The sequence below is a fragment of the Bradyrhizobium sp. BR14999 genome, assembly GCF_056106085.1.
Map to the genome: position 1 here is coordinate 3,030,346 of NZ_CM148536.1, position 25,771 is coordinate 3,056,116.

The 25,771-nt window shown below is 64.0% G+C and carries 25 protein-coding genes; 17 read left to right on the forward strand and 8 right to left on the reverse strand.

From position 1 onward, the window contains the following. Positions 1-9: 9 nt before the first annotated feature. Positions 10-1,233 carry a polyhydroxyalkanoate depolymerase gene (locus tag ACR9YP_RS13885; protein ID WP_128945781.1) on the reverse strand — a complete coding sequence of 408 codons (1,224 nt, stop codon included), beginning with the start codon at positions 1,231-1,233 and terminating at the stop codon, positions 10-12. Positions 1,234-1,401: 168 nt separating this feature from the next. Between ACR9YP_RS13885 and ACR9YP_RS13890 the strand changes: the two genes are divergently transcribed. After that, positions 1,402-2,058: a glutathione S-transferase family protein gene (locus ACR9YP_RS13890; RefSeq protein WP_130212631.1), complete on the forward strand. Its 657-nt coding sequence runs from the start codon at positions 1,402-1,404 to the stop codon at positions 2,056-2,058. A gap of 291 nt (positions 2,059-2,349) precedes the next feature. Here the strand turns inward: ACR9YP_RS13890 and ACR9YP_RS13895 are convergent, their stop codons facing one another. After that, complete coding sequence (locus ACR9YP_RS13895; protein ID WP_091879473.1) at positions 2,350-2,574, reverse strand: hypothetical protein; 225 nt, start codon at positions 2,572-2,574, stop codon at positions 2,350-2,352. Between the two features lie 184 nt (positions 2,575-2,758). Here ACR9YP_RS13895 and ACR9YP_RS13900 point away from each other — a divergent pair, with 184 nt between their 5' ends. Continuing rightward, positions 2,759-3,118, forward strand: a complete 360-nt coding sequence (locus ACR9YP_RS13900; RefSeq protein WP_438105877.1) for a hypothetical protein — start codon at positions 2,759-2,761, stop codon at positions 3,116-3,118. A 9-nt stretch (positions 3,119-3,127) separates the two neighbouring features. On the opposite strand, the gene ACR9YP_RS13905 is transcribed toward ACR9YP_RS13900, so the two are convergent. Then, positions 3,128-4,231: a mandelate racemase/muconate lactonizing enzyme family protein gene (locus ACR9YP_RS13905; RefSeq protein ID WP_474220163.1), complete on the reverse strand. Its 1,104-nt coding sequence runs from the start codon at positions 4,229-4,231 to the stop codon at positions 3,128-3,130. A gap of 183 nt (positions 4,232-4,414) precedes the next feature. On the opposite strand from ACR9YP_RS13905, the gene ACR9YP_RS13910 reads away from it, so the two are divergent. From ACR9YP_RS13910 to ACR9YP_RS13945, 8 genes are all read left to right on the forward strand, one after another. Next, positions 4,415-5,248, forward strand: a complete 834-nt coding sequence (locus tag ACR9YP_RS13910) for a GyrI-like domain-containing protein (protein WP_438105881.1) — start codon at positions 4,415-4,417, stop codon at positions 5,246-5,248. A 141-nt stretch (positions 5,249-5,389) separates the two neighbouring features. Further along, entirely contained in the window at positions 5,390-6,316 is a 927-nt protein-coding gene (locus ACR9YP_RS13915) for an SMP-30/gluconolactonase/LRE family protein (RefSeq protein WP_474220164.1), read from the forward strand. Between the two features lie 137 nt (positions 6,317-6,453). After that, positions 6,454-7,047, forward strand: coding sequence for a GNAT family N-acetyltransferase (locus ACR9YP_RS13920; RefSeq protein ID WP_128936107.1), 594 nt, complete (start codon positions 6,454-6,456; stop codon positions 7,045-7,047). 118 nt (positions 7,048-7,165) lie between these two features. After that, positions 7,166-8,812 carry a GMC family oxidoreductase gene (locus tag ACR9YP_RS13925; RefSeq protein WP_438105885.1) on the forward strand — a complete coding sequence of 549 codons (1,647 nt, stop codon included), beginning with the start codon at positions 7,166-7,168 and terminating at the stop codon, positions 8,810-8,812. Between the two features lie 210 nt (positions 8,813-9,022). Continuing rightward, positions 9,023-9,595, forward strand: coding sequence for a hypothetical protein (locus ACR9YP_RS13930; RefSeq protein WP_438105887.1), 573 nt, complete (start codon positions 9,023-9,025; stop codon positions 9,593-9,595). A gap of 2 nt (positions 9,596-9,597) precedes the next feature. After that, on the forward strand, positions 9,598-10,092 hold the full coding sequence (locus tag ACR9YP_RS13935; RefSeq protein ID WP_474220166.1) for a hypothetical protein: 495 nt from the start codon (positions 9,598-9,600) through the stop codon (positions 10,090-10,092). A 1,429-nt stretch (positions 10,093-11,521) separates the two neighbouring features. After that, positions 11,522-12,877: a group II intron reverse transcriptase/maturase gene (ltrA, locus tag ACR9YP_RS13940; RefSeq protein WP_474217016.1), complete on the forward strand. Its 1,356-nt coding sequence runs from the start codon at positions 11,522-11,524 to the stop codon at positions 12,875-12,877. Positions 12,878-13,303: 426 nt separating this feature from the next. After that, complete coding sequence (locus ACR9YP_RS13945) at positions 13,304-14,473, forward strand: IS481 family transposase (protein WP_474217576.1); 1,170 nt, start codon at positions 13,304-13,306, stop codon at positions 14,471-14,473. A 278-nt stretch (positions 14,474-14,751) separates the two neighbouring features. On the opposite strand, the gene ACR9YP_RS13950 is transcribed toward ACR9YP_RS13945, so the two are convergent. Further along, complete coding sequence (locus tag ACR9YP_RS13950) at positions 14,752-15,594, reverse strand: AAA family ATPase (RefSeq protein WP_438105891.1); 843 nt, start codon at positions 15,592-15,594, stop codon at positions 14,752-14,754. 95 nt (positions 15,595-15,689) lie between these two features. Beyond that, positions 15,690-15,935, reverse strand: coding sequence for a GlsB/YeaQ/YmgE family stress response membrane protein (locus tag ACR9YP_RS13955; RefSeq protein WP_091879455.1), 246 nt, complete (start codon positions 15,933-15,935; stop codon positions 15,690-15,692). Between the two features lie 124 nt (positions 15,936-16,059). Between ACR9YP_RS13955 and ACR9YP_RS13960 the strand changes: the two genes are divergently transcribed. From ACR9YP_RS13960 to sseA, 3 genes are all read left to right on the forward strand, one after another. After that, positions 16,060-17,235 carry a vWA domain-containing protein gene (locus ACR9YP_RS13960; RefSeq protein WP_080134207.1) on the forward strand — a complete coding sequence of 392 codons (1,176 nt, stop codon included), beginning with the start codon at positions 16,060-16,062 and terminating at the stop codon, positions 17,233-17,235. 154 nt (positions 17,236-17,389) lie between these two features. Then, positions 17,390-17,803, forward strand: coding sequence for a rhodanese-like domain-containing protein (locus ACR9YP_RS13965; RefSeq protein WP_091879449.1), 414 nt, complete (start codon positions 17,390-17,392; stop codon positions 17,801-17,803). A gap of 135 nt (positions 17,804-17,938) precedes the next feature. Further along, positions 17,939-18,790: a 3-mercaptopyruvate sulfurtransferase gene (gene sseA / locus ACR9YP_RS13970; protein ID WP_438105893.1), complete on the forward strand. Its 852-nt coding sequence runs from the start codon at positions 17,939-17,941 to the stop codon at positions 18,788-18,790. 60 nt (positions 18,791-18,850) lie between these two features. Here sseA and ACR9YP_RS13975 read toward each other — a convergent pair whose 3' ends face one another. Next, entirely contained in the window at positions 18,851-19,642 is a 792-nt protein-coding gene (locus ACR9YP_RS13975) for a hypothetical protein (RefSeq protein WP_474220167.1), read from the reverse strand. Between the two features lie 43 nt (positions 19,643-19,685). Here ACR9YP_RS13975 and ACR9YP_RS13980 point away from each other — a divergent pair, with 43 nt between their 5' ends. Together ACR9YP_RS13980 and ACR9YP_RS13985 are read left to right on the forward strand one after the other, a co-directional pair. Continuing rightward, entirely contained in the window at positions 19,686-19,808 is a 123-nt protein-coding gene (locus ACR9YP_RS13980; RefSeq protein WP_438105897.1) for a hypothetical protein, read from the forward strand. 199 nt (positions 19,809-20,007) lie between these two features. Beyond that, positions 20,008-21,207, forward strand: a complete 1,200-nt coding sequence (locus ACR9YP_RS13985; RefSeq protein WP_176945308.1) for a L,D-transpeptidase family protein — start codon at positions 20,008-20,010, stop codon at positions 21,205-21,207. A 104-nt stretch (positions 21,208-21,311) separates the two neighbouring features. On the opposite strand, the gene ACR9YP_RS13990 is transcribed toward ACR9YP_RS13985, so the two are convergent. Together ACR9YP_RS13990 and ACR9YP_RS13995 are read right to left on the reverse strand one after the other, a co-directional pair. Then, positions 21,312-22,274, reverse strand: coding sequence for a D-2-hydroxyacid dehydrogenase family protein (locus tag ACR9YP_RS13990; protein ID WP_474220169.1), 963 nt, complete (start codon positions 22,272-22,274; stop codon positions 21,312-21,314). 128 nt (positions 22,275-22,402) lie between these two features. After that, positions 22,403-22,618 (reverse strand): hypothetical protein, encoded by a 216-nt coding sequence (locus ACR9YP_RS13995; RefSeq protein WP_128936099.1) that lies wholly within the window; start codon positions 22,616-22,618, stop codon positions 22,403-22,405. Between the two features lie 233 nt (positions 22,619-22,851). Here ACR9YP_RS13995 and ettA point away from each other — a divergent pair, with 233 nt between their 5' ends. Together ettA and ACR9YP_RS14005 are read left to right on the forward strand one after the other, a co-directional pair. Continuing rightward, positions 22,852-24,501 (forward strand): energy-dependent translational throttle protein EttA, encoded by a 1,650-nt coding sequence (ettA, locus tag ACR9YP_RS14000; RefSeq protein WP_091879432.1) that lies wholly within the window; start codon positions 22,852-22,854, stop codon positions 24,499-24,501. Between the two features lie 7 nt (positions 24,502-24,508). Continuing rightward, positions 24,509-25,735 carry a lytic murein transglycosylase gene (locus ACR9YP_RS14005; RefSeq protein WP_474220170.1) on the forward strand — a complete coding sequence of 409 codons (1,227 nt, stop codon included), beginning with the start codon at positions 24,509-24,511 and terminating at the stop codon, positions 25,733-25,735. Positions 25,736-25,771 lie beyond the last annotated feature (36 nt).

The window sequence follows — 25,771 nt, forward strand, 5'->3', positions numbered from 1 at the left end:
CGATGATGGTCACGAATTGACGTGCACGAAATCCCGCAAGAGCGGATAGATCTCGTTATTCCAGCGCTTGCCCGAGAACACGCCGTAATGGCCGACGCCGGCCTGCATGTGGTGGACGCGGCGATAGGCGCGCACGCCGGTGCAGAGGTCCTGCGCGGCGAGGGTCTGGCCGATCGAGCAGATGTCGTCCTTCTCGCCCTCGACCGTCATCAGCCCCATGCGGCTGACGGCCTTGGTGTTCACCGGGCGTCCCCGATGCATCAGCCTACCCTGCGGCAACAGGTGCTCCTGGAACACGTCGCGCACGGTCTCGATGTAGAACTCCGCCGGCAGGTCCATCACCGCGAAATATTCATCGTAGAAGGTTTTGATGCTGGCGGCCTTGTCCTTCTCGCCCTTGGCGATGTGGTTGGCGAGGTCGAGATGCTGCTTGATGTGGCGCTCGAGATTCATCGAGACGAAGGCGGTGAGCTGCACGAAGCCGGGATAGACTTTGCGCAAGGCGCCGCGGCACTGCATCGGCACGTAATTGATCAGGTTGCGCTCGAACCATTCGATCGGTTTGCTCTTGGCGAAGTCGTTGACCTTGGTCGGCTGGATGCGGGTGTCGATCGGCCCGGCCATCAGCGTCAGCGTCGCCGGCCGCGAGGGGTGGTTGTCCTCGCACATGATCGCGGCGGCCGCGAGCGCGGAGACCGATGGCTGGCAGATCGCCACCATGTGCGGGCGCGGGCCGAGCTGGCCGAGGAAATCGATGAGATGCTCGGTGTAGTCGTCGAGCCCGAAGCGGCCCTCGCTGCGGGGAATGTCCCGCGGATTGTGCCAGTCGGTGATGTAGACGTCGTGGTCCTGGAGCAGCGTTTTCACGGTGCCGCGCAGCAGTGTTGCGAAGTGGCCCGACATCGGCGCCACCAGCAGCATGCGCGGCTGCTCGCCCACGCCGTCCTTGCGAAAGTGCAGCAGCGAGCCAAACGGCGTCGCGTAGGCGATCTCCTCGGTGACGCCGATTTCGCGATTGCCCACCATCACGCTGTCGATGCCGTAGGCCGGGCGATCATAGGTGAGGGTGGAGCGCGAGATCAGCTCCAGCGCCGCCGAGAGCCGGCCGACCACCTGATGCGACACGCCCTGCGGTACCAGGTTGAGGAATTTGAGCGCGGACGAAGCCCCCGCCCGCCATGGCGCGGTCAGGTCCATATGGTTCTGGAAGGCCTGATAATACATCGACATCATACTGAAACGCCCACCTGTCCCCGGGCCATTATGCAATATCGAAGCCAGACGGGAGCGGGACAGCCTCGAAACTGGCACATCGCTTGCTCCTCATCTTGCGGGAAGCACAGCTCATGGGCACGCCCGTGGCGCGAGCGGGTGTCGAGATCAGGCGCAGGGAAGGGCCAAATGGCGAAGGCGACACTGACCATCAGCAGCAAGAACTACTCGTCCTGGTCGCTGCGTGGCTGGCTGCTGACGAAATTTTCCGGGCTCGATTTCGAGGAGATCGTCACCGCGCCAGACGATCCGTCCGCGCGCGCCGAAATCCTCTTGCTGTCGTCCTCGATCCTGGTGCCGTGCCTGCGGCACGAGGGCGCCGTGGTCTGGGATACGCTGGCGATCGCCGAATATCTCAACGAGGTGATGCCGGACGCCGGGCTGCTGCCTGATGACCGCATTCAGCGCGCGCATTGCCGCTCGATCTCGGGCGAAATCCATTCCGGCTTCACCACGCTGCGCGCCTCGCTGCCGGTCAACCTGAAGGGACACTTTCCCGGCTTCAAGATCTGGTCGCGCGCGCAGGCCGACATCGACCGTGTCTGGTTGATCTGGCGCGACTGCCTGGAGAAATCGGGCGGCCCCTTCCTGTTCGGCGAGCGGCGCACCATGGCGGATGCGATGTACGCCCCCGTGGTGACGCGCTTCGTCACCTATGACGTCAAGCTTGCGCCGCCGCTGAAGGCCTATGCCGACACCATTATGGCCATGCCCGAGATGCAGGAATGGATCGCGGCGGCGCGGGAAGAGCCGGCCGAGATCGAGGAGCTCGAGGTCGAATATTAGGCAGGTCTCGCGCAGTCCTGCCCGTTTCGGGGGCTGGGGACCGTCGCCCGGCAGGCACGTGGCATGCCCCGTCATGCCCTTGATGCGGTTAACTTTTGCCGCCAATACGCGGCCCAAATCCAATCCTGCGCTGCGCAGATATTGTGCGCGCGGGCGGCCGGCTGGCGACATCTAGCCGTGAACAGATGCGTACGAAGCCCTACGGCCGATTCGGACGTGATTCGTTCAGGCCGCGTTCCGAAGGTTAAAGCGGGAGCGCGGCCCCGTCGCATTTTGAAACACAGATCGCCGTCAGGCGGCACCGCGCTGCTTCACGCGCGGCAGACGCCAGCCGATGACGGTCGCTTCGACCGCGATGCCGGCTTCGTGGTTGCGCCAGCGTCCCTCCACATAACGGCAGGCGAACGGCAGCTGATACGTTCCGCTGTGGTCCTCACACAACACTTCGACCGCGAGGCCCGGTGGTGGTTCTCCGGTGCCATCGAATTCCGCCAGACGTCTATCGCGCGTTGCCATTCCAAAAATCTCCCCTAAACAAAGCCGCGGAAAGAACGCCCACTTCTTTCCGCGTGCCGATCATCGCTCCCCGTCCCAGGGAACAGGCGCAAGCTCACGCGAGAATGCGGTACGAGTGTGGTAGCCTCACGCGCTTGCGCGCAAAAAGCGCACATTGATGTGATCGATTGACGAGGAACCTTTCATGCTGCTCCGAAGCGCCGGCGTCTGTTTCGCAATGTTGCTGCTCGCAGCGCTGGCGCCGTTACCGCTCCGCGCGCAGGACGTGCCCGGCATCGAGATCTGCACCGTCGAGAAGACCATGGAGCGGCGCACGAGCTGCCTCCAGAGCAATGTCGACTTCCTGCAGAAGACTATCACCAAGCTCACGCTCGATCATCAGCAGAAGCTGGACGCGGCCAATCGTCAGATCGACGCATTGAAGACGAGTCTCGCCGGCTTGCAGAAGACGCTCGCCGATCTCCAGGCCGCCCAAGTGAAGACGGGCGACGATGCGAAGAAGAAGCAGGACGCGCCGGCGGCGGCGAAGGACGCTGCGAAATAGGCGCGGCGATCACGCGACGCGATATCGCTCCATCACGCCGCGATCGGGCTCGTAGCCAAGTCCAGGGCCATTCGGCACTGCGACATGGCCGGTCGCATCGACATCGGCGCGGCCGCCCCAGAGGCAGGCCTCGCGTTTCAAGTAGAACATCTCGACGAGCCCGTCCTCGCGCAGTGACAAGAGATGCAACGTCGCCAGCAGGCCCGGACCGAAATAGGGAGAGTGCGGCACGATCTTGACGCCGAACTGATCGGCCAGCGCCGCGACCTTCAGGAACTCCGTGATGCCGCCGACCTTGATCACCGAGGGCTGGGCATGGCTCACCGCGCCCGCATTCATCATCTGGCGGAATTGATATTCCGTGCAGGCATTCTCCCCGGCGGCGATGTCGAGCCCGCCCTTGCTGCGGACCTCGGCGAGCGCAGCAAAATCTTCCGGCGGCCAGACCGGCTCCTCCAGAAACATCGGACGCGCGTCGTGGCACGTCGCCGCGAACGCAATCGCCTGCTCGGCGGTGAGAGGACAGTTCATGTCGACCATCAGCGGAATGGTTGGCCCGATCGCCTCGCGTGCGGCGAACACCGCCGGTGTCGTGGTCTCGTGCAGCTTGATGGCGCCATAGCCGAGCGCGAGCGTCTTCCTGCATTCGGTGGCGATGCTGTCGGGCGAGCCGATCCGCAGCAGGCTCGCGTAAGCGGGAATGGCCGTGTGCCTGGTCTCGCCGAGCAAGCGGTGGACCGGCACGCCCTCGATCTTCGCGGCAAGGTCCCATAGCGCGATGTCCAGTCCGGAGATCGCGAACATTGTGACGCCGTAGCGGCCGAACAGATGCAGATTGCGCTGGATCTGCTCCATGATCCCTGGGATGCCGGCCGCATCAGGCACCTTCAGCCCACGCGCCTGCGGCGCAATCATCTCCTCGACGGCGCTGCGCGTGGTGTGGGGGCAGACATAGGCGAAGGCATCGCCCCAGCCGGTCAGCCCGGCATCGGTCGTGACCTCGACCAGCACCATGTCGAGCGCGGTAATTGCGGAAGCGCCCTGGCGAAAGCTGGCGACACCGGCGTCATAGGGGATGCGGATATGGTGCGCCCGCACATCTGTAATTTCCATGACGCGGTTCCTCCGTGCTTTCTGGTGAGCGGTTTCAGAGACGCCGGGAGTGTAGCCACGAACGCCCGGATGTTGCCAGTAGCCGTTGCCCGGCTATCCTCATGTCAGGACCGCAATGCCGATCAAGCGGGCCGGCGGCATTGCTGCGCATCATGACCGCGCTTCGAACGAGGACGAACCACCGTGAACCCAGCCCAGCGCGCGCTCTGGTATATCGAGAGCCATCTGGCCGAGCCGATGACGCTCGACGAGATCGCTGCGATCTCAGGCGTGTCGCGGTTCCACATCGTGCGCGCGTTTGCCGCAGCCACCGGTCTTCCGGTGATGCGTTACGTGCGCGCGCGGCGGCTGACGGAAGCCGCGCGCAGTCTTGCGAACGGTGCGCCTGACATCCTGTCACTGGCGCTGGAGGCAGACTACGGCTCGCACGAAGCATTCACCCGCGCGTTCCGCGACCAATTCGGAGTAACGCCCGAAGCCGTGCGGGCCGCGACATGCGTCAGCCACCTCAAGCTTCAGGAGCCGATCCTCATGGACTCCACCATGCTCGACCATCTTGCCCCGCCGCGTTTCGAAATCGCAAAGGCCTTCCTGGTCGCCGGTCCCGCCGAGCGCATCTCCTGCGACAATGGCGCCATGATCCCCGGTCTATGGCACCGCTTTCACCAGGAGGTCGCCGACATTCCCGCGCGCGTCGGCAACGTCGCCTACGGCGTTTGCTGCAACGGCGATGATGCCGGCAATTTCGACTACATCGCCGGCGTCGAGGTCGCCGATTTCTCGGACCTGCCGCGTCGCTTCGGCCGCATCCGCATGCCCGAGCAGCGCTACGCCGTCTTTACCCACACCGATCACGTCGCCGCGATCCGCCGCACCGTCAACACGATCTGGAATCAGTGGCTGCCGGCCTCCGGCCTCAAAGCAGCGGACGCACCGAACTTCGAGCGCTATGACGAGAAGTTCGATCCAGCAACCGGAAATGGCGGCTTCGAGATCTGGATGCCGGTGAGGGAGTAGGGGGCTTCCGCAACGCTGGCATACCGTCCCGCTTGCTTGGCAAGCCCCGGCGACTTTGTCATAACCGCAGGCAAATCTTGCGTGTGGGCCCGTGCCGGACATCCCGTGCAAGTCATAACAAGCAGCCGGGAAGGTCCCAACATGTCCAACGTCCGCGTTCTCGCCACCGACCTCGAATTTCCAGAAGGGCCGGTCGTGATGCCGGACGGCTCGGTCGTGCTGGTGGAGATCCGCGGCCAGCGCCTGACCCGCGTTTATCCCGATGGCCGCAAGGAGATCGTCGCGAAGGTGCCGGGTGGCCCCAATGGCGCCGCGCTCGGGCCCGACGGCAAGATCTACATCTGCAACAATGGCGGCTTCTCCTGGCTTCCGGCCGGCAAGATGATCATGCCGGGCCCGCAACCGGACGATTACCGCGGCGGCTCGATCCAGCGCGTCGATCTGCAATCCGGCAAGGTCGAGACCGTCGTGACCAGATGCGGCGAGCACGATCTGCGCGGCCCGAACGATCTCGTCTTCGACAAGCAGGGCGGCCTCTGGTTCTCCGACCTTGGCAAACGCCGCGCGCGCGAAATGGATGTCGGCGGCATGTACTATCTCAAGCCCGGCATGAAGGAGATCGTCGAAATCGTGCACGGCGTGTTGCCGGCGAACGGCATCGGGCTCTCGCCGGACGAGAACACGGTCTATATCGCAGAGACGCCGACGGGCCGGCTCTGGGCCTATGAGCTCTCCGCGCCGGGCACGCTGAAGCCGCGCGAGGTGATCTATCGCGGCGAGCGGGGCAAGCCGATCTGCGGCCTCGGCGGCTACCAGATGTTCGACTCGCTCGCGGTGGAGGCGAACGGCAATGTCTGCGTCGCCACCCTCGTCTCCGGCTGCATCTCGGTGATCGCGCCCGACGGCACCCTGGTGGAACAGGTGCCGACCGGCGACCGCGTCACCACCAACATCGCCTTCGGCGGTCCCGAGCTGAAGACCGCCTACATCACCCTGTCAGGTAAGGGCGAGCTGATCGCCATGGACTGGCCGCGCGGCGGTTTGCCGTTGAATTTCTTGAATAAGTGAGCCAAGCCGTCATTGCGAGGAGCCGCGACAAAATTGCGAAGCAATTTTGCGCTGGCGACGAAGCAATCCAGGCTGCCTCCGCCGTAAGACTCTGGGTTGCTTCGCTTCGCTCGCAATGACGCAAGGAGAGACTTTCAATGCCCTGGCCCGACCCCATCACCCTGCGCGGACAGCACGCCCGTCTCGAGCCGCTGTCGCATCAGCATCGCGAGGGGCTGGTCGAGGCCGTGAAGGACGGCGAGCTGTCAAAACTCTGGTACACGGCGATCCCGCTGCCGGAGAACATGGGCAAGGAGATCGACCGCCGTCTCGGCCTTCAGGCCGCAGGCTCGATGCTGCCGTTCACCGTGTTCGATGCCGGCGGCAGGATCGTCGGCATGACCACCTACATGAACATCGATGCCGCCAACCGCCGGGTCGAGATCGGCTCGACCTGGTACGGCAAGAGCGCGCAGCGCGGCCCGCTCAACACGCAGTGCAAGCTCCTGCTGCTGCGGCACGCCTTCGAAACCCTGAACTGCATCGCGGTCGAGTTCCGCACGCATTTCTTCAACCACCAGAGCCGCCGCGCCATCGAGCGCCTCGGCGCCAAGCAGGACGGCATTTTGCGCAGCCACCAGGTCGGGCCGAACGGCACGTTGCGCGACACCGTGGTCTACAGCATCACCGCCGCCGAATGGCCGACGGTCCAGGCGCATCTCGAATTTCAACTCAACGACAAGCCGCGCTAGCTATAATGTGCTCCAGATTTGCTGCTCGCTCGGTCACCGCTCCCTCCGGGAGAGGTGAAGAGCGCCCGCTTCTGGCACCAATTCAACTGAGACTCATTGCGCGAAGGACGCTGCCACCATGGACAGATTTGATTATGTGATCGTCGGCGCGGGCTCGGCCGGTTGCGTGCTCGCCAGCCGGCTGAGCGAAGACCCCGCGACCAGCGTCTGCGTGCTGGAGGCGGGCCCTTCCGACTGGCACCCCTACATCCACCTGCCGGCGGGCTTCATCAAGACCTTCCACATGAAGAGCATCAACTGGGCCTACCAGCAAGAGCCCGGACCCTGGACTGGCGGGCGCAGCATCTACGCGCCGCGCGGCAAGACGCTCGGCGGCTCGTCCTCGATCAACGGCCACATCTACAATCGCGGCCAGCGCATGGATTTCGACACCTGGGCGCAGATGGGCAATCGCGGATGGGGCTATGCCGATGTGCTGCCCTATTTCCGTCGGCTGGAGAAACGCGTCGGCGAGGGCGAGGCGCTCTATCGCGGCCGCGAGGGCAGCCTCACCGTCACCACGATGGAGTGGCGCGATCCGCTCTGCGAAGCCTTCATGGAAGGCGCGGTCTCGCTCGGCATCCCCCGCAACCCCGACTACAACGGCAAGACCCAGGAAGGTGTGTCCTACTGCCAGCGCACCATCAACAACGGCCTGCGCGTCTCCGGCGCCACCGCTTTCCTCAGGCCCGCGATGAAGCGTCCCAACGTCCATGTGCACACCCACGCGCATGCGACCGAGATCATTTTTGAAGGCAAGCGCGCCGGCGGCGTGCGCTACATGAAGGGCGGCCGTGGTGGTCATCCTGTCGAGGTGCGCGCCAACAAGGAAGTGATCCTCTCCGGCGGCACCTATAATTCGCCGCAGCTCTTGCAGCTCTCCGGCATCGGCTCGCCCGATCTGTTGCAGGCCCATGGCATCCAGGTGCGCCACGCGCTGCCGGTCGGCGAAGGCCTGCAGGACCATTACGCGCCGCGCACGGTGGCGCGGGTGAAGGACATCAAGACCATCAACGAGCTTCGCCGCGGCTTCTCGCTGTGGATCGAGGCGCTGAAATGGGCGACCGCGCGCCGCGGCCTGCTCTCGCTGTCGCCGACCATGGTCTATTGCTTCTGGCACTCCGGAGAGAGCGCGGAGAGTTCCGACCTGCAGCTCACCTTCACGCCGGCGAGCTACAAGGAAGGCGTGCAGGGCCAGCTCGAGGACGAACCCGGCATGACCGTGGCGTCCTGGCAGCAGCGCCCCGAGAGCCGCGGCTATGTCCGCATCCGCTCCAATGATCCGTTCGCGCCGCCGATCATCCAGACCAATTATCTCGACGCCGAGCTCGACCGCCGCGTCATCGTCGGCGGCATGAAGCTCGCACGGCGCCTGCTGAAATCTGCGCCGCTCTCGCCCTATTACGCCTACGAGGATTTCCCCGGTCCGAACGTCAACACCGACGACGAATTCCTGCACGCCGCGACCCAGCGTGGCACCACCACCTTCCACCCCGGCTGCACCTGCCGCATGGGTCCGGCGGACAGTACCTGGGCGGTGGTCGACGACCAGCTCCGCGTCCACGGGTTGGAGGGCCTCCGCGTCATCGATGCCTCCGTCATGCCGCGCATGATCTCGGCGAACCTGAATGCGTCAACCATGATGATCGCCGACCGCGCCTCCGACCTCATCCGCGGCAAGCAGCCGATGGAATCCGCGCGCATTCCGGACGCGGCGGTGGCGTGAGGGTCGTCGGGTGGGTTAGCCCCGCGACTGCGCGAAGCGCAGTTCGCGCGGCGTAACCCACCACTTCTCTCGATGCGGAGACATAAGCGGTGGGTTACGCTGACGCTAACCCACCCTACGAATTTTGCCCGTTCGATCAACAACCAAAAGTTGCCTCGTGCTCTCCGCGTCTATAGTGTCAACAAGCGGATCGCCCTGTCGGGAACGGATGTGAGCAGGAAAACAGAACTCGAAGCGGGCGTCGAGCCGTTGGACAACATCATTGTTGGTGAATTGCCCAGCGATGTATTTGTTCGTCGTTTCAGCAGTTATTTCTTCTATGATATAGATCTGAATTCTTCGGAGGCGATCATTTCCGCGCTGCGGCAGGTCGCAGTCGTGTGCTCGGGTTTGGATTTCGAGATCGATGTTTATGCGAGTTCGACCCGAAGATTTCTTGCAAGCCTGGACGAGGCTTCGAACTTGCCTTGCGAGATCAAGAAGCTCGGCCGGGCGATGTGCGACGACGGCGATATGGGAGGCATGTCTATCGTCGATCGACGGAAGAGGTGGGCTATATATCAAGAGCGTCCCATTGACCTGGCCGTTCTGGCGGTTGAATGCGACGTAGACCTGAGAGGAATAGCTGCCGTTCGAGACTGCTTCTTCACGATCGGCGATGTCAGGAACTGGCTCTCGATGCGGACCGCTCGCGACAGGGAGCTGGTTGACGTCCTAGGAAGTGGGTTTCTCTCCGCATTGGTCGAGAGCTATTCATCACCACAGGTGGAGGATGATCGTTAGCGATGAGCGAAAGTCCGAGTGATTTTAATGAGGTAGTTCTAGCCATGCGAGTCGTGGACGCAATTCGCGCCCGGCCTGATATGTATGTCGGCGATTTTCCGACCGGCGCCCTGCTAGTGGCACGCCTCGTAGAGAGCTTGATCCTGCTGAATGTCGGGCCTCTGAAGATCGAGCGCACGGGCGCATGGTACTCCATATATGCGGATAGGGATTGGCTAGTGACGGAATCTGGAGCCCTTTCTCTCGACGCATTCCAGCGCTCGATACCGCTGCCGAGCGGTGGCCGGTTCTATGACAGGGCGGAGGTCATACTGACCGCACTCGCCGATGCTGTCGTAACATCTGACGCGACCGGAGTTAGCTGGATCACCGGTGAACCCGGAAAATGGCCTCTGCCCGCGGATTTCGACTTGTCATTGCCTCAAGCGAGGGGGCGGATCGTCGCCTTTCACTACTCGGAGCCCGATCTTTCCTGGGCGCACGGCGTTCAGGCGTGAACCGACCAAATGGTGACTCGTGTCGGATTGTGAGGATCTCGGTGAGCCGACTCGTTCGGTAGTTCGAGAGAAGATACTCGCCCTCATCGGCGATGACGAAGCGCGTCAGGATGTCTCGGATTGGGCCGCACAATGGGTCCGACGACTCGATCCCAACATTGAAGATGCGCAAGTCTGGCTGGCTATCACCAGGCTAGGCGGCGCAGATTTGCGTACCTCTCGAACCGCATATCTTCACGGAGACGAGGATTTTGCTGCATGGCTAGCTGATTTGGGCGACAGCTAGATCGTGCCTTGATTGAGCAGAGCGATGAACTTGGACCATGTGACTTCAGCGATTGTTAACACGGGCGTGCAAGCCGACGTGTTGAGCGAGTAACCCACCACTTCTGTTGACGCGGAAACGAAAAGAGGTGGGTTACGCTGACGCTAACCCACCCTACGAGCTTTGCTGTGTCGCTCGTTCGTCAATCCCTCTTCGCAAAAATATTCCACTTTACCGAAATTCGGAATTGCGGCATAAGTCGAAACAGCCCGGCCTGAGGAAGAGGGGCGGTTCGCGAGGTCGTTCGAAACGCGGGCCGGGTTGCGGTGGACGCGGCAGCGTCGGGCGCGAGGCTAAGGGCAGGGCGGATTGCTCTCCGTGAGCCCCAAGGCTTCGTGTAGACGAACGGCGCTGTCAGGTTCGTCTCGCCAGCAAGTTTCCGGCTCCGTCGACAGGGTTGGAAAAACTGCGGCGTGTAAGCGAACCGTGCGTACGGCAAAACCGTGTGGTCCTGGCCGTCGTTGCTACGGTCAAGCCTTGGCGGATGCGGCATTGGCGTCAACCGGCGCGGTGCCGGCGACTTTCGCTGGGGTGAGGGAGGCCAGAACGAACTCGGCTCCCGGGAGAGCGCGGCATAAGCCGTCCAACCACTGCGCAGGGAAGGCCGTGTGTTGGGCTTCACCTGTATGCTGCTGTGCGGTTTTCTGCGTGTGCTTTTCGCGCAGCGGACCGTGGGTGCCAGCCGGCACCCGGCCTTCCCTGGTGTGCCCGGCATGGGCTTCGACTTGGAGGTGAAAGTCCTTCCGTGAGCTGATCACAGCGAGCGAAGTGAACCGCAGAGTGTCGGACCGCGAGGCCGGCGTGAAGGAAGCGGGGAGCGAAGCTGCGGGCCGACGAACAGAAATCGGATATGAGGCGGAGCCGAGCAGGGCGAGCGGGCCAGGAGCCGCAAAGCCGTTGTGATCAAGGCAGGCGACGTAGATCCGGCGGTCGTGCAGCGAAGGTCGAAGGTCTTACCCGGGGAGATCTCGCTTGCACCTGAAAGGGTGACGAGGGTTGCAAGGCCTTCGGAGCGAGAAGTCAGCAGAGGCCGTAGTAGCGGCTTAAAGCCGTGAAGGGCCGAACGATGGGAAGGGCGAAACGCCCACAAACCTCGGGGGAATTATGCCACAGAAGCCGGAAGCCCCGGACGCACGATCGACCGCTGCGGTGAAGCCGCAGCGGCCGGCCGGGCGCGTGGAAGCGCCCCTGACTGGAAGTGGAGACGAGCGCCCAGGAAGCAGCGATCTGATGGAGAAGGTGTGTGAACGCCAGAACCTTCAGGCCGCACTGAAGCGTGTTCGGCAGAATGCGGGCAGTCCCGGCATCGACGGGATGACGGTGGAGGAGCTACCTAACCATCTGCGCGTGCACTGGCCGCTCCTGCGCGAGAAATTGCTCGCGGGGCAGTACCAGCCGCAGCCAGTGAAGCGGGTGGCGATCCCGAAGCCCGGCGGGGGCGAGCGCGAGCTCGGCATCCCCACCGTGCTCGACCGGTTCATCCAGCAGGCCCTGCTGCAGGTTCTGCAACCGCAGTTCGACCCAACCTTCTCGGATGCAAGCTATGGCTTCCGGCCCGGACGGAGTGCGCACGACGCGGTGCGTCGCGCGCAAGCCTATGTGCAGGAAGGCCGCAGCTTCGTGGTGGATATCGACCTGGAGAAGTTCTTCGACCGGGTCAACCACGACATCCTGATGGGAAGGCTGGCCAAACGGATCGCGGACCGTCGGGTGCTGCGGCTGATCCGCCGCTACCTCAATGCGGGCGTGCTCGCAGACGGGGTGGTGATCGAGCGGGGTGAGGGGACGCCGCAAGGCGGTCCGCTGTCTCCGCTATTGGCCAACGTGCTGTTGGACGAAATCGACAAGGAGCTGGAGCGGCGCGGGCATGCCTTCGTCCGCTACGCCGACGATCTGAACGTCTACGTTCGGACGCAGCGTTCGGGCGAGCGGGTGATGACCTCACTGCGCAAGCTGTTCGGGAAGCTGAAGCTCCGCGTCAACGAAACCAAGAGCAAGGTACGACGCGCCACGGCATCGAAGTTCCTCGGCTTCTCCTTTTGGGTGGCTGCGGGACGGACGATCAGGCGGCGCGTCGCACCACAGGCCATCGAACGCATGAAAGAGCGCGTGCGCGACATGACCCGGCGCAGTGCCGGACGCAGTCTCGCACAAATGTGCAAGCCGCTCGGCAAGTATCTGACAGGGTGGAAGGGGTACTTCCGCCTTGCAGAGACGCCCGGCGTCTTTGCCGACATCGACGGGTGGATCCGGCATCGTCTGCGGGCGGTTCAGCTCAAGCACTGGAAGAACGGGCATGTCGTCTACCGCGAATTGATCGCGCGCGGCGTACATCCCGACGAAGCCAGGCGAGTGGCCATCAACAGACGGCGCTGGTGGCGCACCTCGAAGGTGGCGCTCAACAAAGCGTTGCCAAATGAACGCTTCAGACGGCTGGGAGTCCCCTCCCTCGCAAGCTAACCTCAACCCATCGAACCGCCCGGTGCGGACCCGCATGCCGGGTGGTGTGGCAGGGGACGTGGAGCCAAACTCCACGCCTCTATGCCGATCGCCCTCTTTCTTTGGGGGCGATGGAGAGAGCAAAGCTCGGGCGAAATGCGCCGCGAGGATGCGAACGTGTGTCTGCAGTTCAGAACGTGAGCCGGAGAGCGACCCAATGCCCCTTGCTCCGTCATTGCGAGCGTAGCGAAGCAATCCAGACTGCCGCCGCGGGGGGATTCTGGATTGCTTCGCTACGCTCGCAATGACGATGCTGAAGAAGTGTGCCTCAATCTCCGTTGTCATCGCCCGGCTTGATGTTCAGCCCGGGGACATGACCGACGGGTGTTCGGGGACATAGCCGACACGTCATAGTGCACGGATTTGGCAGTGTGGGAGGCCAAGTCCATGCCCTGGCGAGAGGTGTCGGTGATGGATCAGCGGCGAGAGTTCGTTCGGCTTGCGATGCAGGAGGGAGCGAACCGACGAGAACTCTGTCGGCGGTTCAATATCCATCCCGATACGGGCTACAAATGGCTTGCACGATGGCAGGCCGACCAGGACATCGAGGACCGCTCGCGGCGACCGCATGCGAGCCCGGGACAGACCGATTGCGAGCTCGAGGCGCGCATTACCGCGGTACGCGATGCTCATCCGGCCTGGGGAGCTCGCAAGATAGCTCGTTGTCTCGAGCGCGATGGCTTTCGCGCGCCAGCCGTCTCAACAGTCCATCAGATCTTGCGTCGGTCCGGCCGCATCAAGCCTCCGGCCGGCGGCGCGGTGGCCAGCCAGCGTTTCGAGATGCCGGCCCCCAATCTGTTGTGGCAGATGGACTTCAAAGGCTGGGTTCGGCTCGGCAATGATGCCCAATGCCATCCTCTGACGGTCGTGGACGACCACTCGCGCTATGATCTGTGCCTGCAGGCCTGTGCTGATCAACGCACAGATACCGTGCGCAGCCGCCTGGAGAAGACCTTTCGCCTTTACGGCCTCCCGGAGGCCTTCTTCGTCGACAATGGTTCGCCTTGGGGCGATCCTTCGGGCGAACGATGGACGCGGTTCTCGGTATGGCTGCTCAAGCTCGGCATCGCGGTCATCCACAGCCGCCCATATCACCCGCAAAGCCGTGGCAAGAATGAGCGGTTCCACCGCACGCTCGCGGCTGAGGTGTTCGCGCTGCGGCACTTCCGCGATCTCGCAGAGACACAGCGCGCCTTCGACGCCTGGCGGGAAGTCTACAACTTCGAGCGACCGCACGAAGCGCTCGGACAACAGGTCCCGGCCAGTCGATATCGGCCGAGCCAGCGAGCCATGCCCGATCGATTGCCGGAGGTCGAATACGACAGCCACGAGATCGTACGCCGCGTCTCCACGACCAAGGCCTATGTCAGCTTCAAGGGATGTCTTTGGAAGGTCCCCCAGGCCTTCTGCGGCGAGCGCCTTGCCATCCGCCCCTCGGCAAACGCTGCGCAATACGGGGTCTTCTTCGCCGCCCACCAAGTCGCTATCATCGACTTGGCGAGCGGAAAAAGTGTCGGCTATGTCCCCGAACACCCGTCGGTCATGTCCCCGGGCTGAACACTTGACCGGGCGATCCAGTATCCAGAGGCGATTGTGATTGAGCCGAGACGCCTCGGCGTACTGGATTCCCCGCTTTCGCGGGGAATGACGGTGTCATTTGGAAACGATGCCGATGTCCAACACGTCGTCCTGGCGAAAGCCAGGACCCATTACCCCAGGAAGTGGTTTTGCGAATATTGGTAGTTTGGTACGCCGACCATTCGCAATCGATAGATCACGCGGTATGGGTCCCGGCCTTCGCCGGGACGACACCGAGAATGTGTCGGCCGCGTGCCCTACACCTCCCGGCGGCTCAAAAACGCCAGCCGCTCGAACAGGTGCACGTCCTGCTCGTTCTTGAGCAGCGCGCCGTGCAGCGGCGGGATCAGTTTGCGCGGGTCGCGTTCGCGCAGTTGCTCGACGCTCATGTCCTCGTTGAGCAGCAGCTTGAGCCAGTCCAAAAGCTCCGACGTTGATGGCTTCTTCTTCAGGCCGGGCACCTCGCGCACTTCGAAGAAGATGCGCAGCGCCTCCTCGACCAGGCGCTTCTTGATGCCGGGGAAGTGGACGTCGACGATGCGGCCCATGGTGTCGGCATCGGGGAACTTGATGTAGTGGAAGAAGCAGCGGCGCAGGAAAGCGTCCGGCAGCTCCTTCTCGTTGTTGGAGGTGATCATCATGATCGGGCGCTGCTTCGCCTTGATCGTCTCACCGGTTTCGTAGACATGGAATTCCATGCGGTCGAGCTCGAGCAGCAAATCGTTCGGAAACTCGATGTCGGCCTTGTCGATCTCGTCGATCAGCAGCACCGGGCGCTGCTCGCTGGTGAAGGCTTCCCAGAGCTTGCCGCGCTTGATGTAGTTCCTGATGTCGGACACGCGCGCGTCGCCGAGCTGGCTGTCGCGCAGGCGCGACACCGCGTCGTATTCGTACAGGCCCTGCTGCGCCTTGGTGGTGGACTTGATGTGCCAGGTCAAAAGCGGCGCCTTCAGCGCCTTTGCCACTTCCTCCGCCAGCACCGTCTTGCCGGTGCCCGGCTCGCCCTTCACCAGGAGCGGGCGCTCCAGCACGATCGAGGCGTTGACGGCGACCTTGAGATCGTCGGTCGCAACATAGTCCTTGGTGCCCGTAAATTTCATTGCGTGTCCTTGGGTATCGTCGGCGTGAGGCGCAGGCCCCGGTCGCGACAAGGGAACGGCCGCGCGTGGCGGCCGTTCCCGGTTCGGTCAGGCTTTCAGACCCGTCTTATCAGCGAAAGGATGACCAGCACAATCACCGCGCCGATGGTGGCGTCCACGATGGCGCCGACCGTGCCGGTGGCGAGCGCGATATGCAGCTGCGGCAGCACCCAGCTCGCCACCAGCGCGCCGATGATGCCGACGACCATGTTGCCGATCAGCCCAAATCCCGCCCCGTGGACAATCTTGCCCGCCAGCCAGCCGGCGATCGCGCCGATGATCAGCGCTGCGACAATTCCCATTGCAAACGTCCCCCAAAACAGCCCCGTATGGCCACCAATTCTAGAGCAAAAAGCCTCCCGGTCCAGCGCGGAGCAGTGGCCTCCGCCCCTTGACGTTCGCCCCCCGACGGGCAATCTGTCACCCATGTTCCTGCAATTCTTCACCTCTCTGCGCGACGCGCAGGTCCCTGTGACGCTGCGCGAATACCTCACGCTGATGGAGGCGCTCGACGCTGACCTCGCGGACTACACGGTCGAGAATTTCTACTATCTGTCGCGCGCCTCGCTGGTGAAGGACGAGCGCAACCTCGACAAGTTCGATCGCGTCTTCGGCACGGTGTTCAAGGGGCTGGAAAGCCTGCTCGACGCCATGGAGAAGGCGGAGATCCCCGAGGAGTGGCTGAAGAAGCTGGCCGAAAAGTACCTCACCGAGGAAGAGAAGAAACAGATCGAGGCCATGGGCTGGGACAAGCTCATGGAGACCCTGAAGAAGCGGCTCGAGGAGCAGAAGGGGCGGCACCAGGGCGGCTCGAAGTGGATCGGCACCGCCGGCACTTCGCCGTTCGGCGCGCACGGCTACAACCCTGAAGGCGTGCGCATCGGCCAGGAGAAGAACCGCAACAACCGCGCCGTGAAGGTGTGGGACAAGCGCGAGTTCAAGGACTTGGACGGCAATGTCGAGCTCGGCATCCGCAACATCAAGGTGGCGCTGCGCCGCCTGCGCAAGTTCGCGCGCACCGGTGCGCCTGACGAGCTCGATCTCGACACCACGATCCGCGAGACCGCCAATCACGGCTATCTCGACGTGCACATGCGCCCCGAGCGGCGCAATGCGGTGAAGCTGCTGGTGTTCTTCGACATCGGCGGCTCGATGGACGCGCATATCGAGCAGGTCGAGGAACTGTTCTCGGCGGCGAAGAGCGAGTTCAAGCACATGGAGTATTTCTACTTCCACAACTGCCTCTATGAAGGCGTGTGGAAGCAGAACAAGCGCCGCTTCACCGACCGCACGCCGACCTGGGACGTGCTGCACAAATACCCGCACGACTACAAGGTCGTGTTCGTCGGCGACGCCTCGATGAGCCCTTACGAGATCATGGTGCCTGGCGGCTCGGTCGAGCACGTCAACGAGGAGCCCGGCTCGGTCTGGCTCGATCGCATCATCCGCACCTATCCGCATGCAGTGTGGCTGAACCCGGTGCAGCAGAAGCATTGGGACTATTCGGAATCGACCACCATCATCAAACGCATTTTTGCCAACCGCATGTATCCGATCACGATCGAGGGTCTGGAAGGTGCGATGAAGGAGTTGACGCACTGATGCTCGGCGTCGTCATTCCGGGGCGCGCGTAGCGCGAGCTTTGATGCGCAATTGCGCATCAGAGAATCCATCGGGCCGCAGCGTTGGTGACAAATGGATTCCGGGCTCGATGCTGCGCATCGCCCCCGGAATGACGAAGGAGAAGGGAAAAGATATGCCCCAGACCATCACCCGCGGCATCAAGGCGCTGATCGACGAGGCCAATGCCGAGATCGAGACGCTCAGCGCCAAGGACGCCATCGAGATCTCCAAGAACGGCGACGTCGTCATCGTCGACATCCGCGACCCCCGCGAGATCGAGCGCGAGGGCCGCATCCCGGGCGCGTTCGCCTGCACCCGCGGCATGCTCGAATTCTGGATCGATCCGCAGAGCCCGTACGCCAAGCCGATCTTCCAGGAGGACAAGAAGTTCGTCTTCCACTGCGCCGGCGGCCTGCGCTCCGCGCTCGCCGCCAAGACCGCGCAGGACATGGGCCTCAAGCCCGTCGCCCACATCGCCGGCGGCTACGCCGCCTGGCGCGATGCCGGTGGGCCGACGGAGCAATGGGAGCCGAAGAAGAAGGGGTGAGGTGAACACCGTCCTCGCCACACACTCCGTCATGCCCGGGCTTGACCCGGGCATCCACGTCTTGCCGCGACGAAGAACGTGGATGGCCGGGACAAGCCCGGCCATGACGACTAAGGACAACAGCCGGAGCACGTAATGACCACCGACCCCCTCGTCTCCACCGAATGGCTCGCCGCCCATATCAACGACGCCAACGTGAAGGTGCTCGACGCCAGCTTCAAGCTCCCCGGCGTGCTGCCGCTGCCGAAGGACGACTATCTCGCCGCGCATCTGCCCGGCGCCGTGTTCTTCGACGTCGATGCGGTGTCGGATCATTCCAACCCGCTGCCGCACATGTTTCCGAGCGCCGAGCAGTTTGGCCGCGACATCGGCAATCTCGGCATCTCCAATGCCGACACCGTCGTGATCTACGATGCCGGCGGCTGGGTCGCGGCGCCCCGCGCATGGTGGATGTTCCTGTCCTACGGCCACGGCAATGTGCGCATCCTCGATGGCGGGCTGAAGAAGTGGCGCGCTGAGGGCCGCCCCGTCGAGAGCGGCGAGGTGAAGCCGAAGCCCGCGACGTTCAAGGCGAGCTACGATGCAAAGCGCGTGCGCAGCATGCAGCAGCTGATCGCCAACGTCGCAAGCCACGCCGAGCAGGTAATCGACGCACGCGCCGCCGATCGTTTCGAGGGCCGCGCGCCGGAGCCGCGGCCGGGCATCCGCTCCGGCCACATCCCCGGCGCCCGCAACGTGCCCTACAATCTCCTGTTCGATGCCGCGACCGGCACGATGAAGCCGCTCGACGATTTGCGCGCCGCCTTCACCGGCGCCGGCGTCAAGCTAGATGCGCCTATCGTGACGAGCTGCGGCTCGGGCGTCTCGGCCGGCGTGCTGACGCTCGCGCTCTATCGCCTCGGCATCACCGACACCGCGCTCTATGACGGCTCGTGGTCGGAATGGGGCCAGGCCGGCGGCCCGCCGATCGCGACCGGGCCGGCGTAACCTCGTCGCCATGGCGGCGGTGCGCTCCCTCGCCCCGCGCGGAGAGGCGAAGAAGGAGCGTCAGCGCGTGCGCGCGGTCGTTGTTGTCGCGAAGGCCGGCTGCTGCTGTCCGAACGGATTGAGCTGTTGCTGCAATTGCTGAGGCGGCGGACGCCGCACGATGTGGTGCCGCTTCTTCGCCTTCGCCTTGCGCTTGGTCGCCTTGCCGTCCGACGCGCTGCTGTCCGCCTTGATGCCCGCCTTGGCTTTCGCCGGTGTGTCCTTCACGGACGTCGCCGCCGGATCGTTCAGCGCGGCCAGCTTGGCCGCGGCGGCATCGAGCGCCGGGGATGCGAGGGCGGCACCGGGGTCGGCCGGCACCGGCTCGCTGACGGTCGCGGCAGCAGTAGGCTGCGTCTCGGGAATCGATGCCGCGGTGTCGGCCGGGGTGAGCGTGTCGGTGGCCGCTGGCGCTGTGGCGTCCGCCGTCGGCTCGGGTGTGGCCGGTTCGGTGGTCGGAGTCTGGGCTTCAGGCGCGGCTTCAGTGATCTGGGGCTGAACGTCGGTCTCGGTCGTCGGCGTGGCGACTTGCTCTGGCCCATTCGCCGGCAAGCCGATGGTTGGAATCTGGTCACGCAGCGACGGGGTGGGCTCGACGGTCACCTCCGGCTCCGGCTGTAATACCGCGAGCACCGGCTGAGCCGGCTCGGGAGCCTGCGCAAACACCTGCTCCTGCGGGCCGTTCCGCCAGGCGGGGTTGCTGACATACTGCTCATGGCTCGCCCGCAGCAGCGCGGCGGCCCCTAGGCCGAACACCAGGATGGAGGTTGACAGCAGGATCGCGGCAAACAGGAAGCGAAAGCCGGGAAGCATCGGTCGGATTACGAATTTCCGCCCCGGGTTGGGGCCAGGGCCCATGAGCCATCTGAACGCGGTGACGGTACTGATTGCCGCCTTCGCCACGCCGGGATCGGAGCTCAAAGCGATGACGAATCAGGCTGATTCGACCATATCGCAACGCCTCTCCGCCGTTCCCTAAAATTCGGGCCCGAAGACTCCGGCAATTGATGGCGTGATGCGATTTCTCCCCCGTGATGCAATGGGGCAACGGTAGTCTTGCGGATCACAAATCGGCAAATCCGGCGCAAATACGCCTGATATGTCTTGAATGTGCCGCTATCTTCGGTCATCTGGCCGTTAACGGTCCGGTCGGGCTTGGGGACTATACAAGAGCGATGATGATCAAACATTTTCTGACGATATGCGCTGCCGCGACAGTCGCTGCGGCGGGAACCTCGCTCGCGCAGGCTCAGAGCTATCCGGTCCAGCAGGCGCCGAGCTATGGCGCCCCGGCTGAATATCGCCCAGGCGATCGCACGCCGAATTTCGACGCGCTGGACGAAGACGACGACGCGATGCCCCAGACCTCGCTGCCGGCGCCCGGCCCCGCCGACGATCCGCGCTACGGCCGCCCGGCCGGCGCGCCTCCGGTCTATTCGGCGGCCCCGCCGCAGGGGCCGGTGATGTCGCCGGATGATCCGCGTTATGGCCGTCCGGCTGGCGCTCCGGCCTATTCGGCCGCGGCGCCGCAAGGCCCCGTGATGTCGCCCGACGATCCCCGCTACGGCCGTCCCGCCGGTCCGCCCCCGGTGATCTATGCCGATCGTCCGGGGCAGGGCCAGGCACCGGCCAATGACGGCCTGCGTCCGCCTGAGGCCGTCGGTGGTCCCGCCGCGACCGGTACGGTCCAGGCCGGGCAGCCGCCCGTCGGCGCCGACGGCCGGCCGATGACGGTCGCGTCGTTGCCGCCCGAGGAGCAGCCTGATGCTGCGCCGGCGCAGTTGCCGCAGAACCTGCGCCGCCAGGAAGTCGCGTTCCAGACCAAGGAGCCGGCTGGCACGCTCGTGGTCGATACGCCGAACACCTACCTCTATTACGTGCTCGGCAACGGCCGTGCGATCCGCTACGGCGTCCGCGTCGGCCGCGACGGCTTCACCTGGACCGGCGTACAGAAGATCACCCGCAAGGCCGAGTGGCCGGATTGGCATCCGCCGACCGAGATGATCGAGCGCCAGCCCTATCTGCCGCGCTTCATGGCCGGCGGCCCCGGCAACCCGCTCGGCGCCCGCGCGATGTATCTCGGCTCGACCGTCTACCGCATCCACGGCACCAATCAGCCCTCGACGATCGGCAAGTTCGTTTCCTCCGGCTGTATCGGCATGCTGAACGAGGACGTCTCCGACCTGTTCGACCGCGTCAAGGTCGGCACCCGTGTGGTGGTGCTGCCGGGCGGCCCGCAGCCGGGAACGGCGACCGCCTCCGCCGCGCCAACGCCGAGCGCTGCTGGTCCGGCTCCAATGGCCGCCCAGGCTGGCCCGGTCCCGGGCACCCAACCGACCGTCGTGCCGCCGCTGCCCGCGCCGGTCACCGTGCGCTAGGCGCTTCGCGCGCATTCGAATTGCAATGGGCGTGCCTTGGCACGCCCATTGTCGTTTCAGGCCAGTGTCGTTTCAGGCCATCGTCGTTTCAGGCCAGTGCCGTTTCAGGCCAGCTTCCGCGGCAGCTCGCTGCCTTTGGTAAAGGCGTCAATTGCCTCGACCATCTGGCTGTAATGGATGCGCAAGCCGTCCGCGGTGGCGTAGCCCAGATGCGGCGTCAGCACGAGATTGTCGAGCTTGCGGAAGGGATGGTCGACCGGCAGCGGCTCGACCGAGAACACATCCAAGCCTGCACCTGCGATCCTCCTCTGCTGCAGGGCCTCGAGCAGCGCCTGCTCGTCCACGATCGGCCCGCGCGCGGTGTTGACGAGGAAGGCGGTCGGCTTCATCCGCACGAGATCGGCGCGGCCGACCAGCCCGCGCGAGCGCTCGCTCAGCACCACATGGATGGTGATGATATCGGCCTTGGCGAACAGCTCCTCCTTGCTGGCGTAGCCGACGCCGGCCTCCTTGCACTTCTCCTGCGTGAGGTTTGGGCTCCAGGCGATCACGTTCATGCCGAATGCCTTGGCAATCCCCGCCATCTTGCTGCCGAGCTTGCCGAGCCCGACGATGCCGAGCGTCAGTCCTTCGATCTCGACGCCGGCAAAGGTCTGCCAGGGCTCGCCGGCATGCATGCGCGCATTCTCGCGGCCGATGCCGCGGGTCAGCTCCAGGATCAGGCCCATGGTGAGCGGGGCGGTGGGATCGCGCGAATATTGCGTGCCGCCGATGGCGACGCCACGCGCCTTCGCAGCTTCCATGTCGATGGAGGCGTTGCGCATGCCGGAGGTCAAGAGCAGCTTCAGCTTCGGCAGCTTGTCGAACAGGCCCTTGGGGAATGCGGTGCGCTCGCGCATCGCGCAGATGATTTCGAAATCGGCCAGCGCGCTCGCCGCGGCCTGCTCGGAAGCAAATGGGTGGCTGAACACGGTGACGTCGACGCGGTCGGAGAGTTTTGGCCAGTCGGCGACGTCGAGGGCGAGGTTGAAATAGTCGTCGAGAATTGCACAGCGCAGGCGCGTCATCAGCGTTCATCCATGGCGAGAGGTGACGGCGCGAGCGGGGGCGCCCTCGTCGGAACCGGGCCATGGTTGCGCGCAATCAGTCTCGCGCGCAAGCAGCCTGCGTCTTCAAAAATCCGATAGCGGCGGGCTCAGAGGTCGCGGGGCTTCAGACGGAACGGTGCATCCATGCCGTGCTTGGCGCGCCAGGCCGGACCGGGGCCGCGCATGTAGTGCAATTCGGGCCGGTACGGGTTGAAGGCGGTGGCGAAGAAGCGTTTCCAGAAGCTCTGGATCTCGGAGACGAATCCGGAGACGCGGCCGGCTTCTGCCGGAACATGAAAAGAGTTGGTCTCGATCAGAGCCATGATGCGGCCTCGCTGTGCTCCCGTTCGTTCTGAGCGGGTGGCGCTGTTTCCGCGCGAAACCGAGCTTTGGCCTGATTTATTAAAAGATGGTTTCAATTGTCCGGATCTGAGTCCGGATGGTGTCCGAACCGTATTCATCCGTGGTGAACGGACGGAAAACATTGCCCTTTGGGGGCGGGATCGCTACATCGGCGGCAAGCAAATTTCCTCAAATCGAAGGTTTCACGGGACCGATGGCGCGCCAGTTCATCTATTTCATGCAGGGCCTGACCAAGAGCTACCCGACCCGGAAGGTGCTCGATAACATCCATTTGAGCTTCTATCCGGACGCCAAGATCGGCGTGCTCGGCGTCAACGGCTCGGGCAAGTCGACCCTGCTCAAGATCATGGCCGGCCTCGACAAGGAATACACCGGTGAAGCCTGGGTCGCCGAAGGCGCCCGCGTCGGTTATCTCGAGCAGGAGCCGCATCTCGATCCCAAGCTTTCTGTGCGCGAGAACGTCATGCAGGGCGTCGCCAAGCAGAAGGCGATCCTCGACCGCTACAACGAGCTCGCCGTCAACTACTCGGACGAGACTGCCGACGAGATGACCAAGCTGCAGGACGAGATCGAGGCGCAGGGCCTCTGGGATCTCGACAGCAAGGTCGACCAGGCCATGGACGCGCTGCGCTGCCCGCCCGACGATGCCGACGTGACGAAACTCTCGGGCGGTGAGCGCCGCCGCGTCGCACTGTGCCGCCTGCTGCTCGACCAGCCCGAGCTCTTGCTGCTGGACGAGCCGACCAACCATCTCGATGCCGAGTCGGTGTCGTGGCTGGAAGGCCATTTGCGCAACTATCCTGGTGCGATCCTGATCGTCACCCACGACCGCTACTTCCTCGACAATGTCACGGGCTGGATCCTCGAGCTCGATCGCGGCCGCGGCATTCCCTACGAGGGCAACTATTCGTCCTGGCTGGTGCAGAAGCAGAAGCGCCTGGAGCAGGAAGGCCGCGAAGAAGCCGCGCACCAGAAAACGCTGGCCCGCGAGCAGGAATGGGTGGCGTCCTCGCCAAAGGCACGCCAGGCCAAGTCGAAGGCGCGCTACCAGCGCTATGAGGAACTGCTCAAGCAGGCGAGCGAGAAGCAGACCCAGACCGCGCAGATCATCATCCCGGTCGCCGAGCGCCTCGGCGCCAACGTGGTCGATTTCGAAGGCCTCAGCAAAGGCTATGGCGATCGCCTCTTGATCGACGATCTCACCTTCAAGCTGCCGCCCGGCGGCATCGTCGGCGTGATCGGTGCCAACGGCGCCGGCAAGACCACGCTGTTCAAGATGATCACCGAGCAGGAAACGCCGGACAAGGGCACGATCACGGTCGGCGAGACCGTGCATCTCGGCTATGTCGACCAGTCGCGCGATGCGCTCGACGGCAAGAAGACCGTGTGGGAGGAAATCTCCGGCGGCAACGAGCTGATCCTGCTCGGCAAGAAGGAAGTCAATTCGCGCGGCTATTGCTCCTCGTTCAACTTCAAGGGTGCGGACCAGCAGAAGAAGGTCGGTGCGCTCTCCGGCGGTGAACGCAACCGCGTCCATCTCGCCAAGATGCTGAAGTCCGGCGCCAACGTGCTGCTGCTCGACGAACCGACCAACGACCTCGACGTCGACACGCTGCGCGCGCTCGAAGAGGCGCTGGAGGATTTTGCCGGCTGCGCCGTCATCATCAGCCACGATCGCTGGTTCCTTGACCGCATCGCGACCCACATCCTGGCGTTCGAAGGCGACAGCCATGTCGAATGGTTCGAGGGCAACTTCCAGGATTACGAGAAGGACAAGATGCGTCGGCTCGGCCAGGACAGCATCATTCCGCACCGGGTGAAGTACAAGAAGCTGACGCGGTGATCTCGGCATGATGTGGCGGGCGCTCATCGCTGCGGTGATTGCGATCACCTGTGCTCAGTCGCCCGCCCGCGCCGCCGACGCCGCCTTCACGCAATTCATCGTCTCGCTCTGGCCGGAGGCGCAGGCCGAAGGCGTGTCGCGCGCGACGTTCGAGGAGCAGATACGCGGACTCGAGCCTGACTACAAGCTGCCCGATCTGATCCTGCCGGGGCGGCCCGCGACCGGCGCACCGTCGCAGGCCGAGTTCGTGCAGGTGCCCGCCGACTACGTCAAAGAAGCCTCGATCGCGCGGCTTGCAGGTGAGGGGCAGCGACTGCTGCAAAAATATCGCACCGCGCTGACCGAGATCGAGAAGAGCTCAGGCGTTCCTGCGACCGTCATGCTCGCGATCTGGGGCCGCGAGACAGATTATGGCCGCTACACGCTGCCTTACGATCTCGTCCGCGTGTTGGCGACGCAGGCCTATGTCGGACGCCGCAAGGATCAGTACCGCAACGAGTTCATTCTTGCGCTCAAGATCCTCGGCGAGGGTGTGGTCACGCGCAAGGACATGCGCTCGTCCTGGGCCGGCGCGACTGGTCTCACGCAATTCCTGCCTTCCGAATATTACAAGCACGGCGTCGACTTCGACGGCGACGGTCGTATCGACATCTGGCATTCGGTGCCGGATGCGCTGGCGTCCGCTGCGCAGCAGCTCGTCAACAAGGGCTGGCAAAGCGGTGTGCGCTGGGCCTACGAGGTGCAGGCACCGGCCAAGGTCGATTGCACCACCGGCGTGCCCGAGGTGACGAAGCCAATCGGCCAATGGCTGCGCGAAGGTTTTGTGCCGGTGCGTGGGCAGAAGCTCAGCGCGGCCGAACAGGCGCAGCCGGCCTCGCTGCTGCAGCCGGAGGGCATCTACGGTCCGTCGTTCCTGAGCACGAAGAATTACTTCGTCATCAAGGAATACAATTTCTCCGATCTCTACGTGCTGTTCGTCGGCCATCTCAGCGACCGCATGATGAGCCCGCTGCCATTCGCAACGCCCTGGTCGGCTTCGAAGCAGTTGCGCACGAAAGACGTCGAGACCATGCAGCGCGGGCTCACGCGCGCCGGATTCTACAAGGACAAGATCGACGGCAAGGCGGGCATGCAGACCCGCGCCGCGCTCGGTGCCTATCAGAAGTCGGCGGGCCTCAAGGTCGATTGCTGGCCGAGTGAAGAGGTGCTGCGCTCGATCCAGGCTTCGCGATAATTGTTCTCGACTTCGGCCAAAAGAAAAAGCCCGGCC

Excerpts from the sequence above, each read along its gene's own strand:
- ACR9YP_RS13885 (WP_128945781.1), bottom strand. The coding sequence starts at position 1,233 with ATGATGTCGATGTATTATCAGGCCTTCCAGAACCATATGGACCTGACC.
- ACR9YP_RS13890 (WP_130212631.1), top strand. The coding sequence starts at position 1,402 with ATGGCGAAGGCGACACTGACCATCAGCAGCAAGAACTACTCGTCCTGG.
- ACR9YP_RS13895 (WP_091879473.1), bottom strand. The coding sequence starts at position 2,574 with ATGGCAACGCGCGATAGACGTCTGGCGGAATTCGATGGCACCGGAGAA.
- ACR9YP_RS13900 (WP_438105877.1), top strand. The coding sequence starts at position 2,759 with ATGCTGCTCCGAAGCGCCGGCGTCTGTTTCGCAATGTTGCTGCTCGCA.
- ACR9YP_RS13905 (WP_474220163.1), bottom strand. The coding sequence starts at position 4,231 with ATGGAAATTACAGATGTGCGGGCGCACCATATCCGCATCCCCTATGAC.
- ACR9YP_RS13915 (WP_474220164.1), top strand. The coding sequence starts at position 5,390 with ATGTCCAACGTCCGCGTTCTCGCCACCGACCTCGAATTTCCAGAAGGG.
- ACR9YP_RS13920 (WP_128936107.1), top strand. The coding sequence starts at position 6,454 with ATGCCCTGGCCCGACCCCATCACCCTGCGCGGACAGCACGCCCGTCTC.
- ACR9YP_RS13925 (WP_438105885.1), top strand. The coding sequence starts at position 7,166 with ATGGACAGATTTGATTATGTGATCGTCGGCGCGGGCTCGGCCGGTTGC.
- ACR9YP_RS13935 (WP_474220166.1), top strand. The coding sequence starts at position 9,598 with ATGAGCGAAAGTCCGAGTGATTTTAATGAGGTAGTTCTAGCCATGCGA.
- ltrA (WP_474217016.1), top strand. The coding sequence starts at position 11,522 with ATGCCACAGAAGCCGGAAGCCCCGGACGCACGATCGACCGCTGCGGTG.
- ACR9YP_RS13945 (WP_474217576.1), top strand. The coding sequence starts at position 13,304 with ATGCCCTGGCGAGAGGTGTCGGTGATGGATCAGCGGCGAGAGTTCGTT.
- ACR9YP_RS13950 (WP_438105891.1), bottom strand. The coding sequence starts at position 15,594 with ATGAAATTTACGGGCACCAAGGACTATGTTGCGACCGACGATCTCAAG.
- ACR9YP_RS13955 (WP_091879455.1), bottom strand. The coding sequence starts at position 15,935 with ATGGGAATTGTCGCAGCGCTGATCATCGGCGCGATCGCCGGCTGGCTG.
- ACR9YP_RS13960 (WP_080134207.1), top strand. The coding sequence starts at position 16,060 with ATGTTCCTGCAATTCTTCACCTCTCTGCGCGACGCGCAGGTCCCTGTG.
- ACR9YP_RS13965 (WP_091879449.1), top strand. The coding sequence starts at position 17,390 with ATGCCCCAGACCATCACCCGCGGCATCAAGGCGCTGATCGACGAGGCC.
- sseA (WP_438105893.1), top strand. The coding sequence starts at position 17,939 with ATGACCACCGACCCCCTCGTCTCCACCGAATGGCTCGCCGCCCATATC.
- ACR9YP_RS13975 (WP_474220167.1), bottom strand. The coding sequence starts at position 19,642 with ATGCTTCCCGGCTTTCGCTTCCTGTTTGCCGCGATCCTGCTGTCAACC.
- ACR9YP_RS13980 (WP_438105897.1), top strand. The coding sequence starts at position 19,686 with ATGAGCCATCTGAACGCGGTGACGGTACTGATTGCCGCCTTCGCCACG.
- ACR9YP_RS13985 (WP_176945308.1), top strand. The coding sequence starts at position 20,008 with ATGATCAAACATTTTCTGACGATATGCGCTGCCGCGACAGTCGCTGCG.
- ACR9YP_RS13990 (WP_474220169.1), bottom strand. The coding sequence starts at position 22,274 with ATGACGCGCCTGCGCTGTGCAATTCTCGACGACTATTTCAACCTCGCC.
- ACR9YP_RS13995 (WP_128936099.1), bottom strand. The coding sequence starts at position 22,618 with ATGGCTCTGATCGAGACCAACTCTTTTCATGTTCCGGCAGAAGCCGGC.
- ettA (WP_091879432.1), top strand. The coding sequence starts at position 22,852 with ATGGCGCGCCAGTTCATCTATTTCATGCAGGGCCTGACCAAGAGCTAC.
- ACR9YP_RS14005 (WP_474220170.1), top strand. The coding sequence starts at position 24,509 with ATGATGTGGCGGGCGCTCATCGCTGCGGTGATTGCGATCACCTGTGCT.